The sequence below is a fragment of the Pseudomonas sp. 8O genome, from assembly GCF_902506495.1.
GTDB classification, from domain to species: domain Bacteria; phylum Pseudomonadota; class Gammaproteobacteria; order Pseudomonadales; family Pseudomonadaceae; genus Aquipseudomonas; species Aquipseudomonas chaetocerotis.
Window position 1 is genome coordinate 258,918 of record NZ_LR733263.1, and the last position, 20,944, is coordinate 279,861.

Genomic DNA, 20,944 nt, shown 5'->3' on the forward strand with positions numbered 1-20,944 from the left:
AAGGCATGCGCCAGGGATGGAAGGCTCGGAACCGGCGGGGTTTAAACCCGCACTATGGCAAGGGCCGCCTAGGCGGCCCGCAGACTCACTGCACCGCCTGGATCGCCGCCGCCAGTTGCTGGGCGGCGCGCTTCGGGTCGGCCTCGGGGTCGTTGAAGAAGTTGGTCACCACGTCGAACACCGCACCCTGCACGTAGCTGGAAGCGGCCATGCCGTGAGCCAGGCTTGGCTGCAGGCCGCCACCGGAAGCGGCCGCCTTGAAGTCAGCCATGGACTTCTGCGCGCAGGCGTCGAAGCTGCTCATGTCCTGGTCCATGCGCACCGGGATCGAACCTTTGTTCTGGTTGAAGAACGCCTGGAATTCGTTGCCGATCACCGTGCGCGCCAGGTCTTCCTGGGCCTTGCGGTTATCGGCGTCGTTCATCTTGAACATGGCCAGCGAGTCGATATTGAAGGCGAAGCTGCCCTGGGTGCCGGGGAAGGCCAGGCATTCGTAGTCCTTGCCGGCGACCTTGCCGGCAGCGGTCCACTCGCTCTTGGCCCAGTCGCCCATGATCTGCATGCCGGCCTTGCCGTCGATCACCAGGCCGGTGGCGCTGTTCCAGTCACGCCCGGCGGCGTCGGCGTCGATATAGCCGCGCAGTTTCTGCAGGGCGGCGAACACTTCGACCATCTTGTCGCCGGTCAGGGTGGCGCGGTCCTGCTCGACGAAGGCCTTGCGAAAGCCGTCGGCGCCGAGAATGCTGAATGCCAGGTCCTCGAACACGGTGCCGTCCTGCCAGGGCTGGCCGCCATGGGCGATGGCGATGAAGCCGGCGGCCTTCAGCTTGTCGGCGGCGGCGAAAAATTCGTCGAGGGTGGTGGGCGGCGTGGCGCCAGCCTTGGCGAAGACTTCGGGGTTGATCCACAACCAGTTGACCCGGTGCACGTTGACCGGTACCGCCACGTAGTCGCCCTGGTATTTCATTACCTCGATCACCTGAGGCGGCAGCAGCTCATCCCATTTCTGCTCGGCGGCGACACCGTTGAGGTCAGCGAGCAGGCCCAGCTCGCCCCACTCCTGAATATCCGGGCCCTTGATCTGTGCAGCAGCGGGCGGATTGCCGGACACGGCGCGGGTCTTCAGCACGGTCATGGCCGCTTCGCCACCGCCACCGGCCACGGCGAAATCCTTCCAGGTGTGGCCCTGGGCTTCGACCAGTTTCTGCAGAGTGTCGGCGGCGCGCTTTTCGCCACCGGAGGTCCACCAGTGCAGCACTTCGACTTCACCGGCAGTGGCGGACAGGGGCAGCAGAACAGCGAGGGAGATGGCACAGGACAGGCGAGAGATCGCTTTCATGGGATAAGACACCTTGTTGTTGTTATTCGCGAGCACGTCGTGGTGCTTGCATTGCGAATGAGTCTACCCAGCCCCCATAGCGCTGGGGGTAACAAAGGGTATTGGAACGTCACCAAGCCGTTACAAAGCAGTGCGAGCACGTGACATGGGGCGCAAGGGCGCGTTCAGCGACTCTGACGCGGCAACCAGAGGGTGACGCGCAGCCCACCGTCGCGCAGGTTGCGCAGGCTCAGCTCGCCGCCGTGGCTGTGCGCCAGGTTGCGTGCGATGCCGAGCCCCATGCCGTAGCCCTGCTGCTGGCTGGCCAGGCGAAAGTGCGGCTCGAACACCTGCTCGAGCTTCTGCTCGGGCACACCCGGGCCCTCGTCATCGACATGCAGGACGAACGCCTCGGCGTCGTCCTCGATGTGCAGATGCGCACGCTCGCCGTACTTCAGTGCGTTGTCCAGCAGGTTGCCGATACAGCGACGCAAGGCCAGCGGCTTGCCGGGATACAGATCACGCGCCGCGCCATCGAGGGTCACCCGGCCCGAGCCGAGGTAGGGTTCGGTCAGCCCATGCAGCAGGTGATTGAGGTCAACCGGCTCGATGTTCTCGTGAATGTCGGTGTCCTTCACGCATTGCAGCGCGCCTTTGACCAGCAGCTCGAGGTCGTCCAGATCACGCCCGAACTTACTCTGCAGGCTTTCGTCATCCAGCAGTTCGACGCGCAGGCGCAGGCGTGTGATCGGCGTGCGCAGGTCATGGGAAATGGCGCTGAACAGCTGGCTGCGCTCAGTCAGGTAACGGCTGATGCGCTCGCGCATGGCATTGAACGCGCGGGCCACCTCGACCACCTCGCGGCCGCCGCCTTCGGCCACTGGCTCCACTTCCGCGCCCAGCGACAGGTGCCGCGCGGTACGCGCCAGGCGCTTGAGCGGACGGCTCTGCAGATGCACCAGCAAACCGATGAACAACAGCAAAAACGCAGTGGTCAGCAAGATGAACCACAGCTGCTGGGTCGGCAGGATGGGTTCCTCCAGGCTGGTGTAGGGCTCCGGCAGCAGCGATGCGATATACAGCCACTCCCCCGGCGCCAGCTGGATCTGCGTCACCAGCACGGGTGGATTGACCGGCTCCAGGGTCAACGCGTAATGCGCCCAGGAGCGCGGTAGTTCGTCGAGTTTCAGGCCGCCGTTGAAGATGCGCAGATCATCCGGGCTGACGAAGGTCACCGAAATGTCGGCGGCGCTGCCCAGGGCCTGGCGCAGTACCTCGGTCACCGCCTCGGTCACCGCCTGCTTGCGTGGCGTGGCTGGCAGCAGCTTCATCTGCAATGGTCGGTCATTGAGGCTGACGACGAAGCGTGTGCCGCCCATGCTGCGTAACTGGTCGAGCACCAGCGGCCGGTAATTCACCGGCAGCGAACGAAAGTAACGCACGCTGGCGGACATCGAATGCGCCAGGCTGCGCGCGGTGGTGACCAGTCCCTCGAGCTGGGTGGCGCGCAACTGCGACAGCCAGATCACGCTGGACAGCGTCTGCGCCGCCAATATCGCCAGCAGCGTGAGCAGCAGCATGCGCCCGAGCAACGAACGCGGCAGCCAGCGCCGTGGGTTAACGCCCATCGCCAGCCTGCAGGCTCACCGTGGCCGCCAGTTGGTAGCCGCTGCCGCGCACGGTGCGAATCAGCCGTGGCGGCTTGTCGGTATCGCGCAAGCGCTGACGCAGGCGACTGACGGCCATATCGACGATGCGCTCCAGTGGCATCACCTCGCGGCCACGGGTGGCGTTGCCGATGGTGTCGCGGTCGAGAATCTGCTGCGGGTGATCGAGAAACAGCTTGAGCAGGGCGAAGTCGGCGCCGGACAGCATCACCTCCTCGCCGTCGCGGTGGAACAGCCGATGGCTGACCATGTCCAGGCGCCAGTCCTCGAAAGCCAGCACCTCGCCGCTGCGCTCCTGGGTGAATTGCGCGCGACGCAGCAGCGCCTTGATCCGCGCCAGCAGCTCACGCGGGCTGAACGGCTTGCCGAGGTAGTCATCGGCACCCAACTCCAGGCCGATCACGCGGTCGGCTTCGTCGGAGCTGGCGGTGAGCATGATCACCGGCACCTGGGCGAAGCGCTGGTGTTCGCGTACCCAGCGACACAGGCTGAAACCGTCCTCGTCGGGCAGCATCACGTCGAGGATCACCAGATCGGCCGACTCCGCACACAGACTCTGGCGGAAGGCGGCGCCATCGGCGACGGCGCGCACCTGAAAGCCGACGCGGCTCAGGTAGGTATCGAGCAGTTCGCGAATTTCCTGGTCGTCATCGACCAGCAGAATCGATTTGCCGGGCTGGCTCATGGTCCGCCACCTTTCTTGTTCTGGCTGTGTAACCCGGATGAAATCCGGGGTTCTATTAACGGCTCTCCCGGTTTGCATCCGGGCTATGGTCCGGCGCTTGTTGCAAGGCCACACCAGCCCCCGTCAGGCCGGGGTACTCGGCCGTCACCAGCCACACCGGAATGCCGTGAAGGTAATGGCTCATGCAACCCTTGTCGCGGAAACTCTTGGCAAAACCGCTGGCCAGAAAGCGCTCGGCGAAACGTGGCACCACGCCGCCGACGATATACACCCCACCACGCGCCCCCAGCGTCAGCGCGTCGTTGCCGGCGACGCGCCCGAGCCAGCAGCTGAACTGTTCCAGTACTTCGCCGGCCACAGGCTCGCCCGCCAGGCCAGCGGCGCTGATGGCCGCCGGCGTCGCGTGCTGCAACGGCTGACCGTCCAGCTCGCAGATGGCCCGATACAGCACCAGCAAGCCGTTGCCACTGAGCACGTCCTCGGCGCGCACGTGACCCAGCTGGCGATAGAGGACCTGCCAGAGTGCGGCCTCGCGCGGGCTGCCAATGGGCAGGTCGACGTGGCCGCCCTCGCCCGGCAGCACCCGCCAGCTGCCATCTGCTTGCGCGAGCAGCGTACCGACACCGAGGCCAGTGCCGGCACCGATCACCAGGGCCGGACGGTCTGCCTGCGCCTCCCCCGGACACACCTGCACACGCTCATGCTCGGCGATGCGGGTCATGCCCAGGGCCATGGCGGAGAAGTCGTTGACCATCAACAAACGGTCGATCTGCAACGTTTGGCAGAACGCCGCACGATCGATACGCCAGTGATTGTTAGTGAAGCGAAACAGGTCACCGCTGACCGGTCCGGCGCAGGCCAGGCACACAGAGCCTATGGCGCCCAGCGGCAAGTCCTGGGATTGCAGATAGGCAGCGATGGCCTGTTCCGGCCCTTCGAAATCGGCGGTAGCCAGAACCTGCACCGCCTCCAGTTGTTCGTCACGCCACAGGGCAAAGCGTGCATTGGTACCACCGATATCGCCGACAAGAGCCAGCTTCACGAGAACGACTCCTGAGCGAAGGCCGTTCGCTGATCGGCACCTGCAGAAAAATGAGGATGCATGGCATCGACTCCAAACCCGAATTATTTTTGTAGTTCAGACAACGCGCACCACAGTAAACCCGAAAATTACGCCTATCAACCCGCTAAAAGTTGTAATAACAACAATATTGAATACCCGCTCATAGCCCCCGCTCCGCACAACACATTCAGCCCACGGCATGATCCCGGACAATATCTGCGGCGCTGCTGCGACCTAGACTCGCACTTCGCATCTGCGCACGGCGGGTTTCACCCGCCCTACTGGTCACACGCACGGAGAGCTGCAGCATGTCACCCGATATCGTCATCGTCGGCGCCGGCCCGGCGGGCTTGTGCCTGGCACGTGCCCTGTCCGGGCACGGTCTGTCCATCGTGGTACTGGAACGCCAGTCCGAGCAAGTGCTGGCCGAACCGGCCTTCGACGGCCGCGAGATCGCCCTCACCCACGGCTCACAGGCCCTGCTCGAGCGCCTGGAATTATGGTCACGCCTGCCCACCGAGGAGATCTCCGTACTGCGCGATGCCCAGGTGTTCAACGGCCCCTCGCTGTTCGCCCTGAAGATCCGCGCCGAACAGGCCGGCGCCGAGCGCCTCGGCCATCTGGTAGCCAACCAGGCCATTCGCCGCGCCGCCTATCAGGCGGTAAGCGCATGCGCCGATGTGCAATTGCTGTGTGACACCAGTGTGCGTGCTATCGAGCAGAGCCAGAGCGAGGTGAAACTGGTGCTTCAGGACGGTCAGGTGCTGCAGTCGCGCCTGCTGGTCGCGGCCGACAGCCGCTTCTCGGAAACCCGCCGCCAGCTCGGTATAGGCGCGCAACTGAAGGACTTCGGCAAGAGCATGCTGGTGTGCCGCATGCAACATGAAGAGGATCACCGGCACGTGGCCTGGGAGTGGTTCGGCTACGGCCAGACCCTGGCCCTGCTACCGCTCAATGGCCGGCAATCGTCGACCGTACTGACCCTGCCACCGCGCGAGATCGAACGACTGCAGAAGCTCGATGAAGTCAGCTTCGCCCGCGAGATGGAACGGCGCTTCGACCGCCGCCTCGGCGCCATGCAACTGCTCAGCAGTCGCCACGCCTACCCGCTGGTAGGCGCCTATGCGCGGCGCATGGTCGGTTCCCGCTGCGCCCTGCTCGGCGACGCCGCAGTGGGTATGCATCCGGTCACCGCGCATGGCTTCAACTTCGGTCTGATCGGTGTGCAACTGCTCAGCGATGCACTGTTGGCGGCCCACGCCAAACGCCAGGACATCGGCGCAGCCGCCTCACTGGCCCGCTACGAGCGTCAGCTACGCCTGGCGACCTGGCCGCTGTACCAGGCCACTAACCTGCTGGTAGAGCTGTACACCAACGACCAGTTGCCCGCACGCCTGATGCGCGGTGCCGGCCTGCGCATGGCGCAGGGTCTGCTGCCGTTGAAGAAGGGCATCGCCCGTCATCTCACCGCTCACTAGGAGAGTGAACGAGATTGGTCGCCAATTCTGGACAATGCATCCAGAACCGATGCGCTGAAAACAGGCCCTACACCCACTGATCATTGCGTTTGCGCTTGACCCGCAGCATGGTCGGCAGGATCAGCCCGAGCAGCAGCCCGGCGCCGGCGATGCTGCCGCCATAGGCCATGTAGCGCATCAGCGCCTGCTGCTGTTCGTTGCCCAGTTGCGCCTGGGCATCGCGCAGTTGCGAACGGGTGGTGGTCAGTTCGGCATCCAGCGCGCCGCGGGCAGCCTGCAGCTCGTCGATCAGTTTCTTGCGCGAATCCAGGGTTTCCTGCATGCCTTGCACACGGATTTTCCAGGCGTCGTCGATGCCTTTGAGCTCCGCGCTGAGGTCGGCGACTTTCTGTTCCAGCTGCGGCAGACGCTCGGCCTGGCCTGGTACCGATTGCAGGTCGCGGCTGGGAATCCAGACGCTGGTGCCGCTTGCGCTACGCACCTGGCTGTAGTCGCCCTGAGTGCGCAGCAGCTCCACTTTCTCCCCGGAGACCAGGGTGCCGACGATGCGATAGCCATCGGTGGGGCCGCTGCGCACGTACGTATTCAGGCTGTCGCTGACCCAGCGCTGGTTACCAGCCGTCTCTTCGGCCAGAGACGGCTGTGCGCCGCCGAGCAGGCCACCTAGCAGCAGGCAGGCACCGAGAATGCGGGGTTGGAATGGAGCATGACGAGATAAAAACATGGGCAATCTTCACGTGGCAGTCAGACGAACCCGGCGAACGGGATGGACGTTGCCGGCCACGCGTTCAAAAACACGCTCGAGCATGATGCAGGCAGAATTCGCGACGTAGACGCCACACTAGCGGCCAATAGCCATCTATTCCTGCCGGTACGGGCCGACAGCAGACAGACACTAGCCACTTGCTTCAAGTTCACTCCAGGCAGGAGATGGTAGATGGACGGAGGCGGATTCAGCCGTTGTGGCGCTGAACGAAGGCACAGAAATCCGCCAAGGGCATCGGCCGGCCGAGCAGATAACCCTGGAACTGACTGCAACCGTTGTCAGCCAGAAACTGCCGCTGTGCCTCGGTTTCCACGCCCTCGGCGATCACCGTCATGCCCATGCTCTGCCCCAGGGCGATCACCGTGCGCACGATGGTTTCGCTGTTGGCATCGGTGAGTACGTCGCAGATGAACGAACGGTCGATCTTCAGTTTGCTCAACGGCAGGCGCTTGAGGTGGCTGAGGGAAGAAAAGCCGGTACCGAAGTCATCCAGCGAGAAGCGCACGCCATGCTCGACCAGCGCCATCATCTTGCGCGTGAGGTCCTCCATGTCATGCACGATCAGCGTCTCGGTCAACTCCAGCTCCAGGCGCTGGGCATCGATACCCTGGCGCTCGATGAGGCCGAGAATTTCGGCGACGAAACTGCTCTGCGAGAACTGCTTCTGGCTGATGTTCACTGCCAGGCCCAGGTCGCCGAAGAGCGGGTCATCCGTCCACTGACGCAGGCGCGCAGCCGTTTGCTCCAGCACCCATTGGCCGATGGGGATGATCAGCCCGGTATTCTCGGCGTGATCGATGAACTCGCCGGGCGCCAACAGCCCGCGTTGCGGGTGCTGCCAGCGAATCAGCAACTCGGCGCCGATGACCCGCCCGGCGCCATTGAGCTGCGGCTGGTAATACAGCACGAACTGCTGCTCGCGAATGGCCGCGCGCAGGTCACGATCCAGCTCCGAGCGCTCGGCGGTGTCGCTCTGCAGGATATGCAGAAAGAGGAAGAACAGCGCCATGGCCGCAGCACCCTGCACCCAGGAACCGACGATGCGCACGTCGTCCGGCAGCGCATAAAGATCGGTGGGCCGCCAGTTGGACGCGGCCAGGGCGACGAATAGCAGCAGGCAGAACAGGCACATGCCGTAACGCAGCCACAAGGGTTCATCGCGGAAGGCCATCAACGCGCCGACAGCCACCGGAAGCAGATAGAGATGCGTCGCACGCGGCGCCGTTAGGGTCGGCGGGTCGAGCAGCAGGGTCGAGGCGACGACGATAAGGATCAGCGCACCGAACAAAATCAGGTTGGCGCTGCGGGCCTGGTTGCGCAGGGTCAGCGCGAAGACCGCCACACCGCTGAGGACGATGGTCACATCCATGATGACGATGGCCCAGTAGCCGCGAGAGGAAAAGAACAGCCCCCACAGCAGGCCCATCACGATCATCACCAGGCTCGACAACATGCGCATGCGGCGCTCGCGGCGTTGGCCGACCAGAGCCAGGTCTGCACCATGCCAGAGTTTGCGAACGCGTCTGCCGAAGCTCGAGAGTGATGGCATGGTGAAATCCTGATCCGATCACTTCATTCTTGAAGCTGCGTGGCCGAATGCAAGTTTCCGGCGCAGCTTTTGACAGGCTGTCAATGCTGCCAGTGCGCCTCGCTGGCCAGTCGCTCGGCAATGAAGTCCAGCAACAGGCGCATCGCCGGCAGCATCTGCCGACGCGTGCCGTACAGGGCATGAATGCCCAGTTCAGGCGGCCGATAGTCCGCCAACAGGCGCACCAGCCGTCCTTCACGCAGCGGTGCAGCCGCCGAATACAGCGGCTGCAGGCTGATACCGGCACCAGCCAAGGTCGCTTCCAGCAATACCATCGACTCGTTGGCGCTAAGGCTGCCGGACACCGAAACGGCACTCGCCTCCCCCCGATGCTCGAACTCCCACAGACTGCGGCCGAAGTAGGCGTAGGCCAGACAGTTATGCCGGACCAGATCCTCCGGGCGCTGCGGCGTGCCGTGTCGCGCCAAGTAATCCGGGCTGGCACAGACCACCGAGCGACAAACCGCCAGGCGCCGGGCGATCAGATTCGGGTCGAGCTGATTGGTGATGCGCAGCGCCAGGTCGATGCGCGCCTCCACCAGATTGACCGCCTCACTGCCCACCAGCAGGTCGACACTGACCTGCGGGTAACGCTCGGTGAAGGCCTGCAGCGCATGCACCAGCCAGGCCTGAGCGAAAGACTGGCTGCAGGTAATGCGCAGCGTGCCGCGCGGCGCATCATCCGCACCTTGCCCCATTGCCTGCATGCGCTCGGCCAGCGCCAGCATCTCGCGGCATTGCGGCAGCATCTGTTCACCCGCGCCCGTCAGGCTCAGTCGCCGTGTACTGCGGTGCAGCAAGCGCACGCCGGCCCAGGCTTCCAGCTCGGCGAGGTAGCGCGAAACCATTGCCCGCGACATATCCAGCGCCTCGGCAGCGGCCGTCTGACTGCCCCGCTCCAGCACCTCGACGAACACCCGCGCCGCCGTCAGTCGATCCATTATTCGCTCGATTCATGCAACAAATATGGCCAGCTTACGGGGCTTTTCGCTCGCCAGGTAGCGCATAAGATGCGCCGCACCCTAATCTGCCTGGAGATTGCCATGTCCCACGTTACCCGTTTGCTCGCCGGCCTCGGCCTGCTCGCCGCTGCCAGCGGCGCCCTCGCCCAACCGCTGACACTGGACACCTACAACCCACGCGAAGCCGCTGTATTTCCGGTCAGCTCGACGCTGATCAGCGGCGAGAAGGACGCCATCCTGGTAGATGCGCAGTTCTCCAACAGCGAAGCCCAGGCGCTGGTCGAACGTATCCGTGCCAGTGGCAAGCGCCTGACCACCATTTTCATCAGTCACGGTGACCCGGACTTCTACTTCGGTCTCGACGTTCTGACCCGCGCCTATCCCGAAGCCAAGGTGCTGGCCACGCCGGCCACCGTCGCCTACATCGAGAAAACCCGCGCGCCCAAGCGGGCCTACTGGGGGCCGATTCTCAAGGACAGCGCACCAGCCCGCACCCTTGTACCCGAAGCCCTGCAAGGCAATCGGCTGGAACTAGAGGGCGAGCCTATCGAGGTGGTCGGGCATGACCCGCAGCACACCAGCCTGTGGATTCCCGGCATCAAGGCCGTGGTCGGCGGCGTGCTGACCAGCGCCAATATCCACTTGTGGGTCGCCGATGCACAGAGCGTTGAGGCCCGCCAGCGCTGGCTGAAGTCGCTGGATGAACTCGAAGCCCTGCAACCGGCCACCTTGATTCCGGGCCATTACCTGGGCCAGCCGGCGATGAACATGGCCGACCTGCGCTTCACCCGTGACTACCTGCTGGCCCTGGAGCAGGAACTGCCCAAGGCCAAGGACAGTCAGGCGCTGATCGCCGCGATGAAGGCGCGCTTTCCACGACTGCAGGATGACAGCAGCCTGGAGCTGAGCGCCAAGGTGCTCAAAGGAGAAATGCAGTGGCCGTGAAACGCCTGGTCCTGATTGCCTCTGATTCACGCGGCCTGGCTCGAGTCTTTCCGGACTATCCGGACCAGCGCCCGTGATGCTTACGCCCGACAGCGTCCATGACCTGTCGGGCGTTGCCGTTTCAGGGCCGGCAAAACCTGTACAGCCTGCACAACCGACGGCGTGACCCGACAGCCATTGCACGAACGTGCACGAAAGGGCTTGCAAAGAAGGGCAAACGGCTATACAAAAACTGTACATAAATAAATCTTGTACAGCTTTAGGTAAATCGACATGCCGTCCTACCGTGCTCCGCTGCGTGACATGCGCTTCGTGTTCGAAGAACTGCTCGACGCCTACACCCTGTTGCAAACGCTGCCTGAACAGCGTGAATTCACCGCCGATCTCGGCGGCGCAATCCTCGAAGAAGCGGCCAAGCTGGCCGAGAACGTGCTGGCACCACTCAATGGCCCCGGCGACAAACAAGGCTGCCAGTACGATCCGCAGACACGCAGCGTGCGCACCCCGGACGGCTTCAAGGCGGCCTATAAGCAGTTCGCTGAAGGCGGCTGGACGGCACTGGCCTGCACCCCGGAGTTCGGCGGCCAGGGCCTGCCGCATGTACTGAACATGCTGGTCGAGGAAATGACCTGCTCGGCCAACCTGTCGCTGGGCATGTACCCCGGCCTGACCCACGGCGCCATCAACGCCCTGACCAGCCATGGCACGCCCGAGCAGCAGGAAAAGTACCTGCCGCGCCTCATCAGCGGCGAATGGACCGGCACCATGTGCCTGACCGAACCGCAATGCGGCACCGACCTCGGCCTGATCCGCACCCGTGCCGTACCGCAGGCGGATGGCAGCTATACCATCACCGGCACCAAGATCTGGATCACCGGCGGTGAGCACGATCTGGTCGACAATATCGTGCACCTGGTGCTGGCCAAGCTGCCGGACGCACCGGACAGCGTCAAAGGTATCTCCCTGTTCCTCGTGCCCAAGGTGCTGGAGGACGGCAGCCGCAACCCGGCCTTCTGTGGCGGCCTGGAGCACAAGATGGGCATCAAGGGCTCGGCCACCTGCGTGATGAATTTCGAAGGTGCCAAGGGCTGGCTGATCGGCGAGCCGAACAAGGGCCTGAGCTGCATGTTTACCATGATGAACTCGGCACGCCTGATGGTCGGCATGCAGGGCCTTGGCGTGGCCGAAAGCGCCTACCAGATCGCCCTGGGCTTCGCTCGAGAGCGCCTGCAGAGCCGCTCCATCTCCGGGCCGAAGGCCGCCGACAAACCGGCTGACCCGATCATGGTGCACCCTGACGTGCGGCGCATGCTGCTGCGGCAGAAGGTGATGATCGAAGGCTGCCGCGCCCTCGCCTACTTCGCCGGCCTGCAGCAGGACATCGCCCACGGCGCCGAAGATAGCGAGACGCGCAGCCGCGCCGATGATCTGGTGCAGTTGCTCACGCCGGTGGTGAAAGCCTTCCTCACCGATGAAGGCTTCACCTGCGCCAACGAGGGCCTGCAGGTGCTGGGCGGCTCGGGCTTCACCGAAGACTGGGGCATCGAGCAACTGGTGCGCGACAGCCGCATTACCCGCATCTACGAAGGCACCAACGGCATCCAGGCGCTCGATCTGGTGGGCCGCAAGCTGTCCCTTGGTGGCGGTCGCGCCGTGCGCGCGTTCTTCGCCCTGGTCGAGGGCTGGCTCAAGAACAACGCCGAAGTCCCGCACGCAGCGGCTGTCACCCAGGCACTGAAACAACTGCAGCAAGCCACCCTGTGGCTGGCCAGCGAAGGCAGCAAGGATCCGGAGCAGGCAGCTGCAGCGGCTACGCCCTACCTGCGCCTATTCGGCCTGACCAGCCTGGCCTGGCTGTGGTCGCAGCAGGCCCAGTTGGCGCAGCGCCAACTCGATGCCGGCAGTTCGGAAACCCATTTCTATGCGGCCAAGATCAAATCCGCCGATTTCTTCATGGCCCGCATCCTGCCAGAAGCCGACGCCCTGCTCAGCGAGATCAAGGCAGGCAAGGCGACGCTGATGGCCTTCACTGACGAGGAGTTCGCCGCCTGATCGCAGGCGGCACCCACAAGCTGCGCAATCCGACAACCCACCTCTCCCCTTTTTGGTTGTCGGATTTTTTTATTCAATACCCGTGGCCAAACGCTGGTCACGGTCAACATCAACTGCGGAGTGATGGCTCATGGCAACCCTGACATCGCGACTCTGTTCGACCCTGCTACTGACGCTGGCGTTGGTCAGCGCCACAGTGCAAGGCAACAGCCAGGCCGACTGGCGTGAGCAGTTGCCACAGGTCAGCCTGGTTGGCAGTGGAGACTTCAGTTGGTTCGGTTTCTCGGTCTACAACGCCAAGCTATGGAGCCCGGTGCAGCAGGTGGACTTCACCCAGCCCTTCGCTCTGGAACTGACCTACAGGCGCAACATCAGTAGGGAAACCCTGGTCGACACCAGCCTCGACGAAATTCGCCGGATCAACGGAGAACCCCTCGACCGCGAGCAGCAGGCCGAGTGGACGCAGCAGATGAGCCAGGCGTTCGTCGACGTGACGGATGGCACGCGCATCACCGGCGTATTCCTGCCCGACCAGGGCTGCCGCTTCTACGTCGACGGCAAACTGCAGCACGTCATCGATGATCAAGAGTTCGCCCGCGCCTTCTTCTCCATCTGGCTCGATCCGCAGACCCGCAGTCCGAAGCTGCGCGCGGCATTGCTCGGTCTCAACCCCTGAGGTATTGCATGAAAACCCTGTTGATTGTGCTGAGCAGCCTGCTGCTGATCAGCTGTGGCCAGGTACCGGTAGAACGCTACGCCAACGAAAAACCCGTGCTGGATCTGCCCACTTACTTCTCCGGGCCGGTGCAGGCCTGGGGTATGTTCCAGGATCGCTCTGGTGAGGTGATCAAGCGCTTTCACGTCGATATCCAGAGTCGCCGCGAGGGCGACAAGCTGATCCTCGACGAACGCTTCCTGTACAGCGACGGAACTCGCCAGCGCAGGGTCTGGACACTGACGCCCGACGGCGCCGGCCGCTGGATCGGCACCGCCGACGATGTGGTTGGCGAAGCCATCGGTGAAGTGGCCGGCAACGCCTTGCGCTGGCGTTACCACCTCAATCTGCCGGTGGATGACAGCACCTACGTCGTCTACTTCGACGACTGGATGTACCTGATGGATGACGACACCTTGATCAACCGCTCGGTCATGAGCAAGTTCGGCATTGAACTCGGTCAGGTCACGCTGTTCTTCCGCCGTGGCGCTGCCACGCCATGACCCTGCACAGCCTGGGCAACGGCTACAAGGTGCTGGTGATTGGCGCCAGCGGCACCATTGGCCAGGCCTTCTGCCAGTTGCTGCGTGCAGACCCCAACTGCGCCGGCGTGCGTGAGCTGAGCCGTAGCAGCTCACCCGCGCTCGATCTCGAAGCCCCCACCAGCATCGCCGAAGCCGCCACTGCACTGGCCGGCGAAGCACCGTATCAGTTGATCCTGCACACGGCCGGTCTGCTGCACCGCGACCGTATCGCGCCGGAAAAAAGCCTGGCGGCGATCGAGGCCGATGCGCTGCAGGCAGTCTTTCAGGTCAACGCACTGGGGCCAGCGCTGGTGCTGCGCCACTTCCTGCCCCTGCTGGACAAACAGGGCGCCATGGCGATGCTTTCGGCCAAGGTCGGCAGCATCGGCGACAACCGCCTCGGTGGTTGGTACGCCTACCGTGCGTCCAAAGCGGCGCTGAACATGCTGATCAAGACCGCCGCCATCGAGCTGGCACGCAGCAAACCCAGGGCGCGATTGCTCAGCTTGCACCCCGGCACGGTGATTTCACCCTTGTCGCAGCCCTTTCGCGGCGCTGCTGCGGCGCGACCCGCCGAGCAAGCCGCCGCTGAAATGCTGCAGGTGATCGACAGCCTTGGGCCCGAGCACAGCGGTAGCTTCCACGCCTACGACGGTCAGCTCTTGCCGTGGTGACAGCAGCCAGGCAACGGGGCTTGGGCATCAGGGGCGCGGCTGCCCGGCGCCCTTGAGAAAGAACTGCTCCAGTATCGCCAGCGAACGCGCACTGGCGGCGCGGCCACGGCGCTCGGCATCGACCATGCCATAGATCAGCGACACGAACAGTTCGGTCAGCAGCTCGGCGGTGATGTCGATGCGGAAGTATCCCTCCTGCTGTCCGCGCAGAAAGAAGCTGTCCAACGCATCGGTGTAGGCGATCCAGCGCGCACCGTCCTTGTCCGGGTCGAGGCTGTCCGGGCGGTACTGGAAGATCATGAACACCAGCAATTCGCGGTGTCTGAGGTGATTCTCGATCAGATTACGCAATGCCTGCGCCACATCGGCGACCTGCAGGTCGGCGTCCTCTATCACCTGATTGAGCGCTGCCTGGCTGTGATTCATCAGGCGCTCGACCAGGCTGTCACGCGTACCGCAGAAACGATGCAAGGTGGCCTTGCTGACGCCCGCGGCTTCGGCCAGATCTTTCAGCGTCGCCCGCGGGCGGTCGACGATGGCAACGGCCAGGGCCTTGAGCAGTTTTTCATCATTGGACATCGAAGGCCCTCCGCTTGAGCAGCGCGCATTGTGCAGAAAAAGTCCCCAGACTCAACGGGGACTTACAATTTTGCTCACAGAAGATCCATATGAGTCAATATTGACTCATTTTAGCCAAAGTATGATCATTCGCGCCTTTCAGGGAAAATGGATCTCACTCCAGGTGACAGGCATGAGCAGAATTCGCGGACGTTACGTTTTTTCAGTGGTCGCTCTACTGGCGGCAATCGGCCTGGCCGGCTGCGACCAAGGCGAGCAAGGATGGGGTGAGTCGCCACCACGCGAGGTCGACGTGCTGACCGTCAAGACCGAGCCGTTCACCGTGATCGCCGAACTGCCAGGCCGTATCGAGCCGGTGCGGGTGGCCGAAGTACGTGCCCGGGTCGCCGGCATCGTGCTCAAACGCACCTTCGAGGAAGGCGCCGACGTCAAGGCCGGCGACCTGCTGTTCCAGATCGACCCGGCGCCGTTCAAGGCCGCCCTGTCCCGTGCCCAGGGCGAACTGGCCCGGGCCGAGGCGCAGCTGTTCCAGGCGCAGGCCACGGTCAAGCGCTACGAGCCACTGGTGAAGATCGATGCGGTCAGCAAGCAGGACTTCGATGTGGCCAAGGCTGCCCTGCAAAGCGCCCAGGCCGACAAGCGCTCGGCCCAAGCCAGCGTGGAAACCGCACGCCTGGACCTGGGTTACGCCGAAGTGCGCGCGCCCATTGCCGGGCGCATTGGCCGCGCCCAGGTGACCGAAGGTGCACTGGTCGGCCAGGGTGAAGCCACCCTGCTCGCCCGCATTCAGCAGCTCGACCCGGTCTACGCCGACTTCACCCAGCCGGCCGCCGATGCCCTGCGCCTGCGCGCAGCCATCGCCGATGGCAAGGTTGCCGGTGCAGCTGATCAGCCCTTGTCGTTGCGCGTCGATGGCACCGATATCGAGAGCAAAGGCACCCTGCTGTTCACCGATATCTCGGTAGATCGCAGCACGGGCCAGATCGCCCTGCGCGGGCGCTTCGACAACCCGCAAGGCGTGCTACTGCCCGGCATGTACGTGCGCGTGCTGACGCCGCAGGGGCTCAATCAGAACGCCATCCTGGTACCGCAACGCGCCGTGCAGCGTGCCGCCGACGGCCAGGCCAGCGTGATGCTGCTGGGCGAAGACGACACCGTCGAGGTTCGCCAGGTCACCACCGGCGCCATGCACGGCTCACGCTGGCTGATCGCCGAAGGCCTCGAGGCCGGCGACAAGGTGATCACCAGCTCGCTGGCCGCCATCAAGCCGGGCGCCAAGGTCGTGCCGCGCGGGGAAGCTGCCGCAGCATCCGACGCGAACGCTCCACAACCCCAGGCGCAGTAAGCCGGAGAGAACCTCATGTCCCTGTTTTTCATACGGCGCCCCAATTTCGCCTGGGTGGTCGCCCTGTTCATCTCGCTGGCCGGCCTGCTGGCCATCCCCTTCCTGCCGGTGGCGCAGTACCCCAACGTGGCGCCGCCACAGATCACCGTCACCGCCACCTATCCCGGCGCCTCGGCGCAGGTGCTGACCGACTCGGTGACCAGCGTCATCGAGGAAGAGCTCAACGGCGCGAAGAACCTGCTGTACTTCGAGTCCACCAGCAACGCCAACGGTATCGCCGAGATCACCGTGACCTTCCAGCCGGGCACCGATCCTGAGCTGGCTCAGGTCGACGTGCAGAACCGCCTGAAGAAAGCCGAGGCACGCATGCCGCAGGCCGTGCTCACCCTGGGTATCCAGACCGAGCAGGCCACGGCGGGCTTCCTGCTGATCTACGCGCTGAGCTACAAGGATGGCGGCAAGGACGACAACACCACGGCGCTGGCAGACTACGCCGCGCGCAACATCAACAACGAAATCCGTCGCGTCCCTGGTGTCGGCAAGCTGCAGTTCTTCGCCTCCGAAGCCGCCATGCGGGTGTGGATAGACCCGCAGAAGCTGGTCGGCTATGGCCTGTCGATCGACGATGTGAACAACGCCATCCGCGCGCAGAACGTGCAGGTGCCGGCCGGCGCCTTCGGCAGCACGCCAGGCTCCAGCGAGCAGCAACTGACCGCGACACTGGCGGTCAAGGGCACCCTGGACAACCCGGATGAGTTCGCCGCCATCGTGCTGCGCGCCAACCAGGACGGCTCGCGCCTGACCCTGGGCGACGTGGCGCGCATCGAGGTCGGCAGCCAGGACTACAACTTCGGCTCGCGCCAGGACGGCAAGCCCGCCGTCGCCGCCGCCGTGCAGCTGTCGCCCGGTGCCAACGCCATCCAGACTGCCGAGGCGGTGAAACAGCGCCTGACCGAGTTGTCGGTGAACTTCCCGGACAACGTCGAGTTCTCGGTGCCTTACGACACCTCGCGCTTCGTCGACGTGGCCATCGACAAAGTCATCATGACCCTGGTCGAGGCCATGGTGCTGGTGTTCCTGGTGATGTTCCTGTTCCTGCAGAACGTGCGCTACACCCTGATCCCGTCCATCGTGGTGCCGGTGTGCCTGCTCGGCACCCTGACCTTCATGTACCTGCTGGGCTTCTCGGTGAACATGATGACCATGTTCGGCATGGTGCTGGCCATCGGCATCCTGGTCGACGACGCCATCGTGGTGGTGGAGAACGTCGAGCGGATCATGGCCGAGGAAGGCCTGGCGCCAGTGCCGGCGACCATCAAGGCGATGGGCCAGGTGTCCGGGGCGATCATCGGCATCACCCTGGTGCTGTCGGCGGTGTTCCTGCCGCTGGCCTTCATGTCCGGCTCGGTCGGTGTGATCTACCAGCAGTTCTCGCTGTCGCTGGCGGTGTCGATTCTGTTCTCCGGCTTCCTTGCCCTGACCTTCACCCCGGCGCTGTGCGCGACGATTCTCAAGCCCATCCCAGAGGGGCATCACGAGAAAACCGGTTTCTTCGGCGCCTTCAACCGCCTGTTCACTCGCCTGACCGGACGTTACACCGCGCTCAACGGCAAGCTGGTGCCACGCGCAGGCCGCCTCATGTTCGTCTACCTGGGCATCGTGGTGCTGATGAGCTTTTTCTACCTGCGCCTGCCGGAATCCTTCGTGCCGGTCGAAGACCAGGGCTACATGATCGTCGACATCCAGCTGCCACCGGGCGCCACCCGTGAGCGCACCTCGGCTGCCGGCGAGGAACTGGAAGAGTTCCTGATGGGCCGCGACGCCATCGAGACCTCCTTCCTGGTGCTCGGCTTCAGCTTCTCCGGCATGGGTGAGAACGCTGCCATCGCCTTCCCGCTGCTCAAGGACTGGTCGGAGCGTGACTCAACCCAATCACCGGAAGCCGAATCGACAGCGGTCAACCAGCACTTCGCCAACCTCGACGACGGCGCCATGATGGCCGTACCACCACCACCAATCGAAGGCCTGGGCAATTCCGGCGGCTTCGCGCTGCGCCTGCAGGATCGCGCCAGTCTCGGTCGCGACGCCCTGCTCGCCGCACGCGACGAGGTGCTGGGCAAGGTCAACGGCAACCCGAAATTCCTCTACGCCATGATGGAAGGTCTGGCCGAGGCGCCGCAGTTGCGCCTGGTCATCGACCGCGAACAAGCGCGTACCCTCGGTGTGAGCTTCGAGTCGGTGAGCAGCGCACTGTCTACCGCCTTCGGCTCCTCGGTGATCAACGACTTTGCCAACGCAGGTCGCCAGCAACGCGTGGTTGTGCAGGCCGAGCAGGCCGAACGGATGACCCCGGAAAGCGTGCTCCGGCTGCACGTGCCCAACGACAGCGGCGGCCTGGTGCCCCTTAGCGCCTTCGTCACCACCCAGTGGGAAGAAGGCCCGGTGCAGATCGCCCGCTACAACGGTTATCCGTCGATCCGCATCGCTGGCGACGCCGCCCCTGGGGTGAGCACCGGCGAGGCCATGGCCGAACTGGAGCGCATCGCCGCCGAGCTGCCGGAAGGCATCGGCTACGAGTGGACCGGCCTGTCGTATCAGGAGCGCGTCGCCAGCGGCCAGGCAGTGATGCTCTTCGCCCTGGCCATCACCGTGGTGTTCCTGCTGCTGGTAGCCCTCTACGAGAGCTGGGCGATCCCGCTGAGCGTGATGCTCATCGTGCCGGTCGGCGCCCTCGGCGCAGTGCTGGCGGTGACCGCAATCGGCCTGCCCAACGACGTTTACTTCAAGGTCGGCCTGATCACCGTGATCGGCCTGGCTGCGAAGAACGCCATCCTCATCGTCGAGTTCGCCAAGGATTTGTGGGAAGACGGCTACTCGCTGCGCGATGCCGCCCTCGAAGCCGCACGCCTGCGTTTCCGCCCGATCATCATGACCTCCATGGCCTTCATGCTCGGCGTGGTACCTCTGGCCATCGCCACCGGCGCCGGCGCCGCCAGCCAGCGCGCACTGGGTACCGGCGTACTGGGCGGCATGCTCAGCGCAACCCTGCTCGGGGTGATTTTCGTGCCGATCTTCTTCGTCTGGGTGCTGTCGCTGCTGCGTACCAAGCCTCAGCAAACCGACAACCATCCCCTGCACAAAGCGGAGTAATGCGATGACCTCTCACCTCATGCTGCGCCCCGCTCTGCTGACCCTGGCCATCGCCCTTGGCGGCTGCTCCCTGGCGCCTCATTACGAGCGGCCAGAGGCGCCGGTCGCCGCTGACTGGCAGGTGGCCGACGCCAATGGCAGCCGCGCGCAAGCGCTGGACTGGCAGATCTTCATCGTCGATGCCGACCTGCGCCGCGCGGTGGATACCGCACTGAACAACAACCGCAGCCTGCGCCAGGCGCTGCTGGACATCGAGGCGGCGCGCGCGCAGTACCGCATCCAGCGCGCCGACCGTCTACCGTCGCTCAATGCCAATGTCAGCGGCAACCGCCAGCGCTTGCCGGCAGATCAGTCGCAAACCGGCCGCTCGGAGGTCACCAGCGTCTATCAGGTCGGCCTAGGCCTGGCCGAGTACGAAGTCGACCTGTTCGGCCGCGTGCGCAATCTGTCAGAGTCTGCACTGGAAACCTACCTGGCCACCGAGGAAGCGACCCGCGCCACCCAGATCAGCCTGATTGCCGAGGTGATCCAGGCCTACCTGACCCGCGATGGCGCGCTACGCCGCCAAGTGCTGGTGGAGCAGACCCTGGAAAGCCGCCTGGCCTCGCTGGAGCTGGTCAGCAGACGCCGCGAAGTAGGCGCCGCCACCGCCCTGGATTATCAGGAAGCGGTCGGCCTCGCCGAGCAGGCCAAGGCCGAACGGGAAAGCACCGAGCGCCAGCTGCGCCAGGCGGACAACGCCCTGGCGCTGCTGCTCGGCACGCCAGACGCCGGGCAACTGTTGCCGTCGACCCCACGCGACGAGCTGATGGTGCTGCAAGACATCGCCCCCGGCACCAGCTCGGAACTGATCGAACGGCGCCCCGACATTCTTGCCAGCGAACATCGCCTCAAGGCGCGCAATGCCGATATCGGCGCGGCCCGTGCGGCGTTCTTCCCGCGCATCACCCTGACCGGGTCGGTGGGCAGCTCCAGTACCGAGTTGTCCGGGCTGTTCGAGGGCGGCTCGCGGGCCTGGAGCTTCGCCCCGACGCTGTCGCTGCCAATCTTTGCCGGCGGCCGTAACCGCGCCAACCTGGATCTCGCCGAAGTGCGCCAGGACGCCGCTGTGGCCGACTACGAAGGCACCATCCAGACCGCCTTCCGCGAAGTCGCCGACGCCCTCGCCGCCACCGACACGCTGCGCCGTGAAGAAGCCGCGCGGCGCGCCCTGGCCGAGTCCAGCCGAGCGGCCGAAGCCCTGGCCGAAGCTCGCTACAGAGGTGGTGTGGATGACCACCTGCGCTACCTGGATGCCCAGCGCAGCAGCTTCAACGACCAGACCACGCTGATCCAGATCAGCACCGAGCGCCAACTGGCGCTGGCCGATCTGTTCCGGGCACTGGGTGGCGGCTGGCAACGCTAGCCTACTCACCACAACAAACGACAAGGCC

17 protein-coding genes are annotated in these 20,944 nt (G+C 64.5%); 9 read left to right on the plus strand and 8 right to left on the minus strand.

Features of this window, described 5'->3' with window-relative positions; all coding sequences use genetic code 11:
- Positions 1–85 precede the first annotated feature (85 nt).
- The 4 genes from GV002_RS01195 to GV002_RS01210 form a co-directional block, all read right to left on the minus strand.
- Positions 86–1,339, minus strand: a complete 1,254-nt coding sequence (locus GV002_RS01195; protein ID WP_160016689.1) for an ABC transporter substrate-binding protein — start codon at positions 1,337–1,339, stop codon at positions 86–88.
- A 164-nt stretch (positions 1,340–1,503) separates the two neighbouring features.
- Complete coding sequence (locus GV002_RS01200) at positions 1,504–2,946, minus strand: ATP-binding protein (RefSeq protein WP_160016690.1); 1,443 nt, start codon at positions 2,944–2,946, stop codon at positions 1,504–1,506.
- Positions 2,936–3,670, minus strand: a complete 735-nt coding sequence (locus GV002_RS01205) for a response regulator (protein ID WP_160016691.1) — start codon at positions 3,668–3,670, stop codon at positions 2,936–2,938. Before GV002_RS01205 ends, GV002_RS01200 begins: the two co-directional genes overlap by 11 nt.
- 55 nt (positions 3,671–3,725) lie before the next feature.
- Positions 3,726–4,712: a glucokinase gene (locus GV002_RS01210; RefSeq protein ID WP_160016692.1), complete on the minus strand. Its 987-nt coding sequence runs from the start codon at positions 4,710–4,712 to the stop codon at positions 3,726–3,728.
- 329 nt (positions 4,713–5,041) lie between these two features.
- On the opposite strand from GV002_RS01210, the gene ubiM reads away from it, so the two are divergent.
- Positions 5,042–6,211 (plus strand): 5-demethoxyubiquinol-8 5-hydroxylase UbiM, encoded by a 1,170-nt coding sequence (ubiM, locus tag GV002_RS01215; protein WP_160016693.1) that lies wholly within the window; start codon positions 5,042–5,044, stop codon positions 6,209–6,211.
- A gap of 67 nt (positions 6,212–6,278) precedes the next feature.
- Here ubiM and GV002_RS01220 read toward each other — a convergent pair whose 3' ends face one another.
- The 3 genes from GV002_RS01220 to GV002_RS01230 all read right to left on the minus strand — a co-directional run bounded on the left by GV002_RS01220 (position 6,279) and on the right by GV002_RS01230 (position 9,506).
- A complete protein-coding gene (locus tag GV002_RS01220) occupies positions 6,279–6,935 on the minus strand; it encodes a TIGR04211 family SH3 domain-containing protein (protein ID WP_160016694.1) in 657 nt (218 codons plus the stop codon).
- 229 nt (positions 6,936–7,164) lie between these two features.
- Positions 7,165–8,526 (minus strand): putative bifunctional diguanylate cyclase/phosphodiesterase, encoded by a 1,362-nt coding sequence (locus tag GV002_RS01225; protein ID WP_160016695.1) that lies wholly within the window; start codon positions 8,524–8,526, stop codon positions 7,165–7,167.
- Positions 8,527–8,606: 80 nt separating this feature from the next.
- Positions 8,607–9,506 (minus strand): LysR family transcriptional regulator, encoded by a 900-nt coding sequence (locus GV002_RS01230; protein WP_160016696.1) that lies wholly within the window; start codon positions 9,504–9,506, stop codon positions 8,607–8,609.
- A 102-nt stretch (positions 9,507–9,608) separates the two neighbouring features.
- Between GV002_RS01230 and GV002_RS01235 the strand changes: the two genes are divergently transcribed.
- From GV002_RS01235 to GV002_RS01255, 5 genes are all read left to right on the plus strand, one after another.
- Positions 9,609–10,472 carry an MBL fold metallo-hydrolase gene (locus tag GV002_RS01235; protein ID WP_160016697.1) on the plus strand — a complete coding sequence of 288 codons (864 nt, stop codon included), beginning with the start codon at positions 9,609–9,611 and terminating at the stop codon, positions 10,470–10,472.
- 273 nt (positions 10,473–10,745) lie between these two features.
- Complete coding sequence (locus GV002_RS01240; protein ID WP_160016698.1) at positions 10,746–12,524, plus strand: acyl-CoA dehydrogenase C-terminal domain-containing protein; 1,779 nt, start codon at positions 10,746–10,748, stop codon at positions 12,522–12,524.
- 130 nt (positions 12,525–12,654) lie between these two features.
- Positions 12,655–13,200, plus strand: a complete 546-nt coding sequence (locus GV002_RS01245) for a chalcone isomerase family protein (RefSeq protein ID WP_160016699.1) — start codon at positions 12,655–12,657, stop codon at positions 13,198–13,200.
- A gap of 8 nt (positions 13,201–13,208) precedes the next feature.
- The gene (locus GV002_RS01250) at positions 13,209–13,742 is read left to right on the plus strand and encodes a DUF3833 domain-containing protein (RefSeq protein WP_160016700.1); all 534 of its coding nucleotides are present in this window, start codon (positions 13,209–13,211) and stop codon (positions 13,740–13,742) included.
- Positions 13,739–14,437, plus strand: coding sequence for an SDR family NAD(P)-dependent oxidoreductase (locus GV002_RS01255; protein WP_160016701.1), 699 nt, complete (start codon positions 13,739–13,741; stop codon positions 14,435–14,437). The genes GV002_RS01250 and GV002_RS01255 overlap by 4 nt, the downstream gene beginning before the upstream one ends.
- A gap of 27 nt (positions 14,438–14,464) precedes the next feature.
- Here the strand turns inward: GV002_RS01255 and GV002_RS01260 are convergent, their stop codons facing one another.
- Positions 14,465–15,016, minus strand: a complete 552-nt coding sequence (locus GV002_RS01260) for a TetR/AcrR family transcriptional regulator (protein WP_160016702.1) — start codon at positions 15,014–15,016, stop codon at positions 14,465–14,467.
- A gap of 172 nt (positions 15,017–15,188) precedes the next feature.
- Here GV002_RS01260 and GV002_RS01265 point away from each other — a divergent pair, with 172 nt between their 5' ends.
- Genes GV002_RS01265 through GV002_RS01275 form a run of 3 tightly spaced genes read left to right on the plus strand, consistent with a single transcriptional unit; the run spans position 15,189 to position 20,916 of the window.
- The gene (locus GV002_RS01265) at positions 15,189–16,361 is read left to right on the plus strand and encodes an efflux RND transporter periplasmic adaptor subunit (RefSeq protein ID WP_160016703.1); all 1,173 of its coding nucleotides are present in this window, start codon (positions 15,189–15,191) and stop codon (positions 16,359–16,361) included.
- Between the two features lie 15 nt (positions 16,362–16,376).
- On the plus strand, positions 16,377–19,511 hold the full coding sequence (gene tmexD / locus GV002_RS01270) for a multidrug efflux RND transporter permease subunit TMexD (protein ID WP_160016704.1): 3,135 nt from the start codon (positions 16,377–16,379) through the stop codon (positions 19,509–19,511).
- Between the two features lie 4 nt (positions 19,512–19,515).
- On the plus strand, positions 19,516–20,916 hold the full coding sequence (locus GV002_RS01275; protein WP_218580330.1) for an efflux transporter outer membrane subunit: 1,401 nt from the start codon (positions 19,516–19,518) through the stop codon (positions 20,914–20,916).
- The last annotated feature ends 28 nt before the right edge of the window (positions 20,917–20,944 follow it).

Coding starts and splice junctions, on each gene's coding strand:
- GV002_RS01195 (WP_160016689.1), bottom strand. CDS start 1,339: ATGAAAGCGATCTCTCGCCTGTCCTGTGCCATCTCCCTCGCTGTTCTG.
- GV002_RS01200 (WP_160016690.1), bottom strand. CDS start 2,946: ATGGGCGTTAACCCACGGCGCTGGCTGCCGCGTTCGTTGCTCGGGCGC.
- GV002_RS01205 (WP_160016691.1), bottom strand. CDS start 3,670: ATGAGCCAGCCCGGCAAATCGATTCTGCTGGTCGATGACGACCAGGAA.
- ubiM (WP_160016693.1), top strand. CDS start 5,042: ATGTCACCCGATATCGTCATCGTCGGCGCCGGCCCGGCGGGCTTGTGC.
- GV002_RS01220 (WP_160016694.1), bottom strand. CDS start 6,935: ATGTTTTTATCTCGTCATGCTCCATTCCAACCCCGCATTCTCGGTGCC.
- GV002_RS01225 (WP_160016695.1), bottom strand. CDS start 8,526: ATGCCATCACTCTCGAGCTTCGGCAGACGCGTTCGCAAACTCTGGCAT.
- GV002_RS01230 (WP_160016696.1), bottom strand. CDS start 9,506: ATGGATCGACTGACGGCGGCGCGGGTGTTCGTCGAGGTGCTGGAGCGG.
- GV002_RS01235 (WP_160016697.1), top strand. CDS start 9,609: ATGTCCCACGTTACCCGTTTGCTCGCCGGCCTCGGCCTGCTCGCCGCT.
- GV002_RS01240 (WP_160016698.1), top strand. CDS start 10,746: ATGCCGTCCTACCGTGCTCCGCTGCGTGACATGCGCTTCGTGTTCGAA.
- GV002_RS01245 (WP_160016699.1), top strand. CDS start 12,655: ATGGCAACCCTGACATCGCGACTCTGTTCGACCCTGCTACTGACGCTG.
- GV002_RS01250 (WP_160016700.1), top strand. CDS start 13,209: ATGAAAACCCTGTTGATTGTGCTGAGCAGCCTGCTGCTGATCAGCTGT.
- GV002_RS01255 (WP_160016701.1), top strand. CDS start 13,739: ATGACCCTGCACAGCCTGGGCAACGGCTACAAGGTGCTGGTGATTGGC.
- GV002_RS01260 (WP_160016702.1), bottom strand. CDS start 15,016: ATGTCCAATGATGAAAAACTGCTCAAGGCCCTGGCCGTTGCCATCGTC.
- GV002_RS01265 (WP_160016703.1), top strand. CDS start 15,189: ATGAGCAGAATTCGCGGACGTTACGTTTTTTCAGTGGTCGCTCTACTG.
- tmexD (WP_160016704.1), top strand. CDS start 16,377: ATGTCCCTGTTTTTCATACGGCGCCCCAATTTCGCCTGGGTGGTCGCC.
- GV002_RS01275 (WP_218580330.1), top strand. CDS start 19,516: ATGACCTCTCACCTCATGCTGCGCCCCGCTCTGCTGACCCTGGCCATC.